A 10,076-nucleotide genomic window follows, 5' to 3' on the forward strand; every position below is an offset into this window, starting at 1 on the left:
TTTTACCGTTCGACGATTGCTTTGCCGGCCCGTGTCCTCGCCTGTGCTCCGGCATCATACATTGCTTCGCATTGGATAGCCGGTAGTACGAATGTACCTGCATAGGTGGCTTGCAGCCGTACGGTGAATGTTTTATACTGTCCTCGTTTCAGGTTGAAATAGGTCAGTACACGGTCATCGCGGATATCCCGGTAGGAATAGCTGTTGTTGCTATCTGCACTGTTGGCCTTTTCCGGATCGGTTGTCATGCGCTCATTGTATATTTCCCAACCCGATGGTATGATGTGAGTCAGGGCAATATCCGAATAGTCGGTAGTGCCGCTGATGTTGGCTACGGTGACCACTGCCATAAAGTCGCTGCCTTGTTTCAGGGCTTCGGGGGCAATAGCTGTTCCGTTCATATCCGTATACTTTACGTCAAGGCGCAGGTTGTTTGACAAGGCCGGCAGGGTATCGTTCAGTAGTTGTGTTTTGGTTATCAAGTCCACATTCAAAGCTCCCTTACCATTGTTTTTTACAGTAACCGAGCCGCCACCGGGTGCAACAGACAACGCTTTCTCGAATACGGCCTTAGCCGATTTTACCGCCGGTTGTTGTTTGCCGTATATCGTCCAGGTGAAGTCGAGAGTACCCGATAATTTTTCTGCCAACCGGCCCATTGCCATTAATGCAAATGCGGTGGATTGTGTGCTGAACCAATCTTCACGTGACAAATTCTTTGAAACCTTTTGTGCCTGCGTGAATGCTTCCCGTTCACGCCCCATGAGCAATAAGGTCTCCAATATCATGGCTTCGTCGCGATCGTACGAACCGTACACATAACTTCCGGCCGAAGGCGAATAAGGCTCTACGGTTGTCTTGGCATTAAATACCAGTTCATTGGCGGCTTTCGTTTTTCCGTTCAGCGCATAAGCGGCGGCCAGTCTCCATTTGGCTTGCAACGAAAGATCTTGCTGCATCTCTTTCATCCGGTTCATCGCTCCGTGTTCCGGTGCGCCTGCCAACGCTAATGTATATAAGCGGAAAGCCTGCTGTAAATCCGATTGCCAATAATAGCCGGTGTTTTGTTGAGGCGTACGCCAGTTCTGTGCAGCCGAGCGCTGGAATCGTTTCCATTTATTCAGCACATTGGCATTTACGGCATATCCTTTTTCTTGTGCCATCACTAAGAACATTCCGGCATAGGAGGTGATCCATTCATTGGCAGAAGCATTGCCCGGCCAATATACGAATCCTCCGTTGGGTAACTGCCGGCTGTAAAGTTGCTTGATAGCTTCCTGTACATTCGCTTTTATCTTACCGGCTTCTGCTTCATCTACTGCTTTGAACTGGCCGACAAACAACAACGGAAGGGCTTTCGATGTCAACTGCTCTGTGCAGTAATGTTGATAATTATACAGAAAATCGAACCGGCGGCTGATGTCCACCGATGGGATACGTGACACCTCTAATTTCGCGCTGTTTTCGGGTGAATTACTACCCGGCTTATAAGAGAGTTCGCAGCTTTGTCCGCTTTCTATCCATTTGCTTTCGCGCAGGGTGATGGCCGGATTCGGATTACGCACTTCTATTTCGATGGTTTCCGAAACTTTCTTGCCAGCTCCTTCAGCCGTCAGCCGTACAGTGGTTTTCCCCGGCTTACTACCGGTTTTTAGTCTGAAATAGACCAACTGGTCGCCGGGTTCTGCAAACGTTACGGATTGCTGATGTTCGCCATTTACTTGTGCACTGCCTGATACAGAAACGGATACTTTTACATTTTTCACCTCTTTCTCCATGGCGAATATGTTGACCGGCAACAAAATCTCTTCTTGGGTACTGAGTACACGTGGGAGTGTGGAAAGAATCATCAGTGGTGTACGTACCGGAGTCGTCTTCTCTACATGTCCGTAAGCACCGTTTTCTCCGGCTACCACCATGGTACGTACCGAACCTACATACATCGGAAGGGTTATCCGGTGCGTCCGGCTCTTTCCCTTGCTTAGGCTGAACGGGCCGATGAAGCGTACTACCGGTTTGAAACGATTGGCTTTCGTGTCTGCGGGTTTTAAGGTTTCGTCACCTCCGGTACTGAATAGCGAATTATAACTGCCGGTATAAGTGCCCAACACATCGTCGTACATATCCCATGTCCGGATGCCCAATGCCTCACGGGCATAAAAGTCATTCCAGGGGTCGGGAGTCTTGAAATTGGTCAGATCCAGTAACCCGTCGTCCACAATCGCCAAGGTATAGGTCATCGCTTTTCCCTTCTTCTCACTTACTGTTACGCTGAATTCCGTTTCGGGGCGCAGTACGTCCGGCATTTGAATCTGCGGTTCGAGCACAGTCTCTCTATTGGTTACGAATACCGGCATCACTCCATACATACGGATCGGTAAGTCGTTGATCGTTTGTGCATGAGGTTGCAGCAGGCTGATGTGCAGATAAACGTTCGGGGCCATTTCCGGCGTTACCTTAAACTGATATTTCGTATCTTCCTTGCCCGAAACGTCTATCCATTCGCGTTGCAGTACGGTTGAACCGTTTTCCAACGTGGCAAGTGCCCGTCCTCCCGCCGATGCAGGGATAATAGCTGTTACTGTTTCGCCTATTTCATAAGAGTCTTTATCGATAGAGAAGGCCAGCATCTTGATACCGTTAGGATCGGTTTTAGACGAACGTCCACGCCACTCCGGCCAGTCTACGTATACCGTGCCTCCGGTGGCATGTCCGCTTTCCGTATCCTTGACATATACCAGATAACGTCCCCAACCCGGATAGTCAATCCGGAATTTGAAACTGCCTTTTCCATTCACAGTGTTTATCTTTCCGGTAGCTACCGGCGTGTAGGAACTACTGTTGACGTACGTCTCAAAAGACTCGCGGGAGTTTTCCCACCACCAGCTCCAGTCGATACGATAAATCTTATATTCCAGTCCCGAACGGTTTACCGGCTTCCCTTCCGGGGTTACAGTCACAATATCAAAAATATGATCTTTATCAGTCTCGATATATTTGCCTTTAGGCTGATTCAGATTGATACCTACATACGAGCTGAAAGGAGAGTAGGGCACACTCATGGTATAGATACTTGCATCTCCGCCCGGTTCGAATACTCTGGCCGTGATATTCGCCTGTAACATTCCGGGCGCATTTCCCGATTCCGGCAGTTTGAGCGTAAACGAAGCGTCTCCTTCTGTATCCAGCATTCCACTGAATACATCTGTCCGTGAAGAGGTAAATTCCGTAGCCGGATTGTTGAAGATATACTGTCCATAATTCTTGAATTGCGTGTTGACTTTGGATAACGACATCTCTACTTTGGTTTTCAGCCGTGAAGCTTTGGCACCTGTCAGCCATGCCGATGACAAGGTGGCTCGTACTTCTCCGTCTGTGGCTTTCAGTATATTCCCCGGCAATTGCAGGTTTATTTTCAATCGGTTAGGTTTTACGGTCTCTATCCGCAGTGATTTATGGAAAGCGGTTCCTCCCACTTTTACATAAGCATTCCATAATCCGGTAGGGTCTTCCGTTTTTGTCGGTACGGCAAATGTATAGAGTCCGTTCATTCCGTTTGTAGAAATGAGTTTATTGTAGAATTGCCCTCTCGGGTTGTAAATTTCCAATGCTACGGGATGCTTGTCGGGTATTCGTTTGTTACGGTCTTCGAGCATGAACGAGATATGCAGGGTATCTCCGGGGCGCCATACCCCTCTTTCGCCATATATAAAGCCTTTCAACCCTTTCTGTATATCCTTGCCACCGACATCGAAACGACTTACGGATTGTTCTTCACCATCGGCTACTCTTACATAGGCCTTTTGTTTTCCGGCTTCCGCTACTACGATGAAAGGCACTCCTTTCGTGTCAATAACGGCAAACCCGTTTTTGTCGGTTTCTGCTTCACCTACCGGTTGCAATTGAAAGCTATAAGCGGTTACTTTGGCTTTCTCTACCGGAGCTGTGTCGAGTATATTGTTGACTGTTACCCATAATTTGTTAACAGAGTTCCGTTTTACAATCATGCCTAAGTTGGAGGCGAGTACATTACAGGATGCCGTGCGGTCCGAACCCATATAATAAGAAATATGGCAAGGATTGTCCCGTTCTTCCCAACGGTATTTCCGCCAGTCCATCTTTTCCGAACCGTTATAATAATAGTAGGCCTGCGGGGTATCCCATTCTGCTTCATCTTCTTCCGACAGCTGGCCCGAAGATACTTTAGTCAATCTTTCCGGACCCTCGGAAATTTGTAGTTCCTTATCCTCTTCTCCGCATGGATAGGCGGAATATGCCTGTTTGAATGAAAGTATGATGCGATAAATAGCACCCGGCTCCTGGTTTATCAATCCGGAAAGGTCGATCGAATAATCTTCCCATTTGCGAATGTCTTTCGAAGGGTCTCTGTCCAGATGCAAAGTCTGTTTATAAACCAATCGCCCCGAGCGTCTCAATTCGTTGGAAGATGCCAAAGAATTACTCTGCATGAACATCAGTACATTACTTTCGTAGATGCGGATAACACTCAGATCTACAGCATGCAGGCTGACTGCCCGGAAAGGTACTATCAGATTCTTTGAGTCGGGTAGGATCGCTGCTTCCGTACGCAGTTCCACTTGTGGTTTCAGGCTGGGCTGGCTGAAAGAGATAGAGTGGGAGGTACCTAACCTTTTCCCTTCCATATTTTTCACTCCTTCGTATATTCTTAATGTCAACTTGTTGGCCCGGTTAGGTTCAAAGTACACATTTACCTTATCGTTTATCACTTGGAATGTATACGAAGAGAGTTCCGGAATTTCGATCAGCCCTTTCAAGTCCTGAGTGTCCGATACCGGATCCGAGAAAGAGATCTGTATTCCGTTTTCGGGCTGTTCGATTCGTTGGGCAGACATGAAGCGAAAGATGTTTTTGGCAGGTATTGTGATCTTTTCTACCATTTTCCGGTCGATGCCGGCCGCTTTTCCATCCAGCTTAATTTCCAGTTCATAATCTTTTTCTGCTCTCGGAATACGGCCGATGCTGAAAGTATATCGTGTCGGATTCCCGGTCCCCTCTATTGAAATGTTATAGGAAGAAGTCCCGTTACCACTGGCTGATAGGATTTTTTCTACCTGTGCGTTGTCTATTTTGTCGCTGAAACGAATCTCTCCTTTTACCGAAGCATAATCGGGAGCTGTAGCAGTTATATCCAACGGTTCCATCGCCAATGAGAAATTCTTCTCCTGCACGCGGAAGGAGAAGTTGAATTCTTTCAATCGTTTATCCACAGTGACGAATTCTCCCAATTGGAATGAGCCTTCGTACATTGTTCCTTGTTTCAGAGCTCCTTCTTCCGGAAGAAATTCAATCGTATTGTTGCTTACCCAATACGCTTTTCCTTTCAGTGAAGGTGAGAAATGAAACGGATTCTCTTTCAGCTCATTATTTAAGTCCACTACGGGTTGATCTTGGGTCAATTCTATCCGTATGGGAGACGATTGTGAGATAACTCCGCCTGTGTAGGCATTGATGTACGGAGCAAATTCCGAAGAAGGAATGATTTCTTTCTGACTGCCTGCACATGAGTTCAGGCCAATGATGATAATCGAAAGGCAAGAAAGAAGAACCGGGATAATGACTGTCCGTTTCATAGTTCAAAGAATTTATCGTTCAATGAACAAAGATAATGAAAAGTCTATATTCTATGGATGTATTTCAATGAAAAAACAATTTCGGTATTTGAAATAAGATTTTTTCTTTTATCATCTTATTTTTCGGGCAGATATAGCACAAAATATTGGTTTTCGAATACAGTCTTATATTTATTTTTTTCTATAAATTCGTTTATTACCCTATGCTTTTTATTACTTCTGAAAGGACCTGTCTCAATACCACAGTCAATCAGGTAGTTTTCGCTTGGTTCTCCGAACTCTTTGCCTATACTGTTGAATTTTTGTCGCAATATAGCAGGAAGCGGACCACTGTAATTATTTAATTTGTGTCTAAACAGAGGTTCTCCTAATAATTCCGGCCAGGAGCATCCGATAAAAGGTTTGGTGCGTGTCATATAATTTATAGCTGGAATACTGCCATAAGCAAATAGGTGATCGCCTTGTTTGATATAAGGTTTTATTCCTATTAACAAGTCATTGAGAATCTGTGCCCTTTCCCGGCTCGTATAAATATGTTTAACTCTGTCGTTTTGAATAGAATATCGCTTTTCGAAAAGCGGACCACCATCAAAGTATACTCCGTCACATATGGCCTTTGCTCCACATGCAAGGATATATATCCCCAATGTAAGCAGCAATGTTTGTCTGACAGCCCATTGCGGTATGGCTGGAATATGAATATTTTGAATCGATAGATAGAATGAGATTGCCATAGGCATCCCTAACCAATAGATGATGCTTCCGTTATTGACCATGCCTCCATCACTGCCGAGAGGTATGATCATGATCATCGAGAGTCCGGCCCATGATAGCATTTTTATCTCTTTATCTTTGTTCAGAACGATATTTCCCAATATCCCGACCATACTGAAAGCGCACAAAGTGAATACTACGTTCTCTTTATAAAAGAGAATGGCAAGTAAAGAGAAAACGATGATCCGGACAGGCAATAATACCACCTCCTTTTTTATATATTTAGCAGATCCCCAAAATATAATATAAAGTAAAACAATCTTTATTCCTAATTTGAGAACTAAATAATAGATTCGTACTTGTGCAAATATCATATTGGATAGGGTATGGGAACTCGTACCGCTATCATCTTCTGCTATAAAGAGCAACTCACGCATGTTATTGACGAAAGGTTCATAATGTCCCCAGACTTTCATTAGACTGATGATACCCATTATTCCTATAATAAACGAAACTGTAAATACCAGGCATCTGTTGATGCAGAGACAAACTGTTTCTCTATAATAAAGAGCATGCAATATGACCAATAATATGATTCCGTAATCTAATATATTGGGAATGCGTGAGAAAGAGTTGATTCCTATTATGATACCACTTATGATGAAATATAGATATTTATTTCTGTTTAGCCCTTTAAATATATAAAAGATAGCTGTCGTATACAAGAGACTGGTTATAAGATCATTGTAAAAAGTCATCGGCATGGCTATATAAGATATCGTGACCAAGACACAACCTATGATTATAGCCGACATTGGAATCTGTTTTCTAAATAGTTTATATAATAGATAGATGATTATCATATTATTGACTATTCCCAATATGCGCATATCGAATATCCCTGCATCAGGAAACAGTGTCATAAAAGCACCACCAATGACCCCGCTCAAGTAATACATAAAGTTGTATTCCACGCATTCCGGATTTTGAAATATGTTATCGTAAAAAACCATATAAAACCCGGAGTCACATAACTCGAATCCGATAAAAGCAGAAATTAGTTGATAGGCGATAAGGAATAAAAATGTAATGCCAAAAGCTGTTTTCGGCTTTGCTTCTATAGTATGGTAAAGATTAGATAATGCGTTCATTAATGTATTTATAAATTCTTTTGTGTTATTGACTTGTATAAGCTTCTTTTAAAAAACATGCAAATATAGTCAATTATTGGTGTACGATTCTTTTTCTTCTTTTAATTTTTTGACATTACAGATCTGTTGAATAAGTGTTCTTATTAAGATTTGGTGGAATGATCACAATAAGTCACGCTTAACCTTAGATAAACAATTTCAATTTGTGCTATGATTCATTCCAATTTCGTCATTTAATCACGGCCGATTATGAGAGAATAGTAAGCGAGAAGTTATGAAGAAATACTATCTGTTCATGCAGTATATATAATGAAAATCCCCATAACATTATCAGTTACAGGGATTTATTATATTGTAATAGTTAAATTACTTAGCTAAAGCCTGAGCTATGTCAAACGCACAAGCCACTGTACAACCTACCATAGGATTGTTACCAATTCCCAGGAATCCCATCATTTCTACGTGAGCGGGAACGGATGAAGAACCGGCGAACTGAGCATCTGAGTGCATACGTCCCATCGTGTCCGTCATACCATAAGAAGCAGCGACACTGTATCCCCGTAAAACAATCAAACATTATTCTAAATGCTTATTTTACAGATAAATATTTAAGTACTTAAAAGAACGCTCCAGATTACAAATCTCTGTATTTTGAATAATTGGTCGTGAATAAGTCATAAAGAACTTATTTATACCCTTTATCACTGTGTAAAGATAGTGGTTTTATTTTTCTTTCCTTCTTATTTGTGTATCAATAAAATATAAATCATTATCAATCCCATAGAGTACATTGTTAGGAACAGCATCAAAGATTTCGTATTGTTCATTATGGAATTCATCTATGTAGTCCATCTCGAAACCAAGTGCTTTCATGTATTCAGCAATTTTACTTTCTGTAGCTTCACGTTCAGCTAAGATATAGGGCTGTATAAGAACTGCACAAAATTCATGTTGACTGTTATAGGCAAAGCCAATCATGTGATAGGGAACATTACTGAAGAACTTATTATGTGCAGAAATACGAATGAAGAAATTTCCTAAATCATCGCCTGCGTATTCAAAATTGTTTAGCTTGACAACAATATCGTCTTTGTCCCCTGTATAAACTTCATTTTCTCCTCCCTTACTTAAGAATTCTATGTTCAGTTCAGAGAAAGAAATCCATAAGTTATTAGAATTGGCAAATGAAATCAGTTCTTCGATTTGCCCTCTCTTATAACTTTCTGTTGGTTCAAGCGTTCCTGCTGCTTCCTTTTTTCTTCTAATGATAGAGGCTGCTTGCTCCAAGAGGCTATTGATTGGCGGGTACGCTCTATCCATTCTTTATGAAATTTGTTGATGTATTCCATCTTTTGTTATGAGTATGAGTTTATGCAAATGTAGTTAATATGTGAATATTAAACAACTATTTTATTGATAAGTTGATACATATTATGAACTTTACTCAAAAAACACTCCTACAAAGCCTCCAAATCCTTATATATGAAGAATAATAGATAAAAATAAGATTAAATAAAACGGTAGTTTCCGAATCAGCTACCGAGAGACCAAATCCCTGTTTTTAGTTAGATTATACATTAGATATAATCACTGGAAGTGGGGATTTTCTCGTATTTATATTCTTTCTCAATCAGGGAGCTAAAGGCTCTCTTTATTTTTTTTCTTCTCACTGCTCACCTGTTTACCTCACCTCCCATACTCCTCTGATCGCCTTATTAATGAAATAAATAGAAACAATAAATTATTAACAATTAAAAAATAAGGGGAAAATAGAAATGAAAAAATTAAAATTGATTATTGAAGTAGTAAAGTTTATAGGAATCATAGCGCATCTTTTGGAAGCGTTTGATTACATAGAATCCTTTATTAAAAGGAGAACTCAACAGAAACCAAATCCCGTAGGATTTAAAACAGAAGAATAATTATGACCAAATTTGAGAAGATTGAAACTGGTCTGATCTGGTTATTGGCAGAATTCCGACTGCTCTCCATAAAAAAGCAAGCGAACTCAGAGAAGATGAAAAGACTTTGTTTTATCAAAGAATGGCATTTTGCTTTGAGATTAAATCCATAAGTAAAACACTCAATGGAGAAGAAGTATATCTTTGTATAGGCGGTGTACGCAGTTATCACGAAGAAAATCTTTATTCAAGGAAAAGTCCGGAGAAATTTAAAATATTCATCGGTTACCGAGTAAAGGTTTGTTCAAATCTCATGCTAACTTGTGATGGATTAAAAGAGAAACTGGAAGCTATGTCTGATTTGGATATATACCAATCGGCAATAAAACTATTCACGTCTTTTGAATCAGAAGTAAATCTAAGACTTTTAGAGAATCTAGGACGCACTAGATTAACAATTCAACAGTATTGTCAATTAATAGGTCGGCTAAGACTTTATCAAGTATTACCACTGTCAGAACAAAAAAAACTACCATAAGAAAAAGATATACACCGAAGAGGGTATCACTGAGAAAAGGTGGTATCCTCTTTTTGTGTCCAAATCAAGGATGTGTTCAAATTAATCTGATAGACTGTTTTGAATACATCTTTTCGTGTTATCAATTTAATTAAAGAATGAAATGAAAACAGCCTTAATA

The 10,076-nt window shown here is 41.2% G+C and carries 5 protein-coding genes and 1 pseudogene; 2 read left to right on the plus strand and 4 right to left on the minus strand.

What is annotated here, in order from left to right:
- Positions 1–2: 2 nt before the first annotated feature.
- The 4 genes and pseudogenes from QVP90_RS03635 to QVP90_RS03650 form a co-directional block, all read right to left on the minus strand.
- Positions 3–5,612, minus strand: a complete 5,610-nt coding sequence (locus tag QVP90_RS03635; RefSeq protein ID WP_021935679.1) for an alpha-2-macroglobulin family protein — start codon at positions 5,610–5,612, stop codon at positions 3–5.
- Between the two features lie 116 nt (positions 5,613–5,728).
- Positions 5,729–7,477, minus strand: a complete 1,749-nt coding sequence (locus QVP90_RS03640) for a glycosyltransferase family 39 protein (RefSeq protein WP_007480335.1) — start codon at positions 7,475–7,477, stop codon at positions 5,729–5,731.
- Between the two features lie 366 nt (positions 7,478–7,843).
- A pseudogene (locus tag QVP90_RS03645) lies at positions 7,844–8,020 on the minus strand (GGGtGRT protein); the annotation flags it as partial.
- Positions 8,021–8,200: 180 nt separating this feature from the next.
- Positions 8,201–8,797, minus strand: a complete 597-nt coding sequence (locus tag QVP90_RS03650; protein ID WP_021935681.1) for a hypothetical protein — start codon at positions 8,795–8,797, stop codon at positions 8,201–8,203.
- Positions 8,798–9,252: 455 nt separating this feature from the next.
- Here QVP90_RS03650 and QVP90_RS03655 point away from each other — a divergent pair, with 455 nt between their 5' ends.
- Positions 9,253–9,399 (plus strand): hypothetical protein, encoded by a 147-nt coding sequence (locus QVP90_RS03655; protein WP_005923914.1) that lies wholly within the window; start codon positions 9,253–9,255, stop codon positions 9,397–9,399.
- Between the two features lie 43 nt (positions 9,400–9,442).
- Positions 9,443–9,916, plus strand: a complete 474-nt coding sequence (locus QVP90_RS03660) for a DUF3871 family protein (RefSeq protein WP_259029947.1) — start codon at positions 9,443–9,445, stop codon at positions 9,914–9,916.
- Positions 9,917–10,076 lie beyond the last annotated feature (160 nt).

The organism is Bacteroides sp. CAG:189, assembly GCF_000432295.1.
Classification (GTDB): Bacteria; Bacteroidota; Bacteroidia; order Bacteroidales; family Bacteroidaceae; genus Bacteroides; species Bacteroides salyersiae.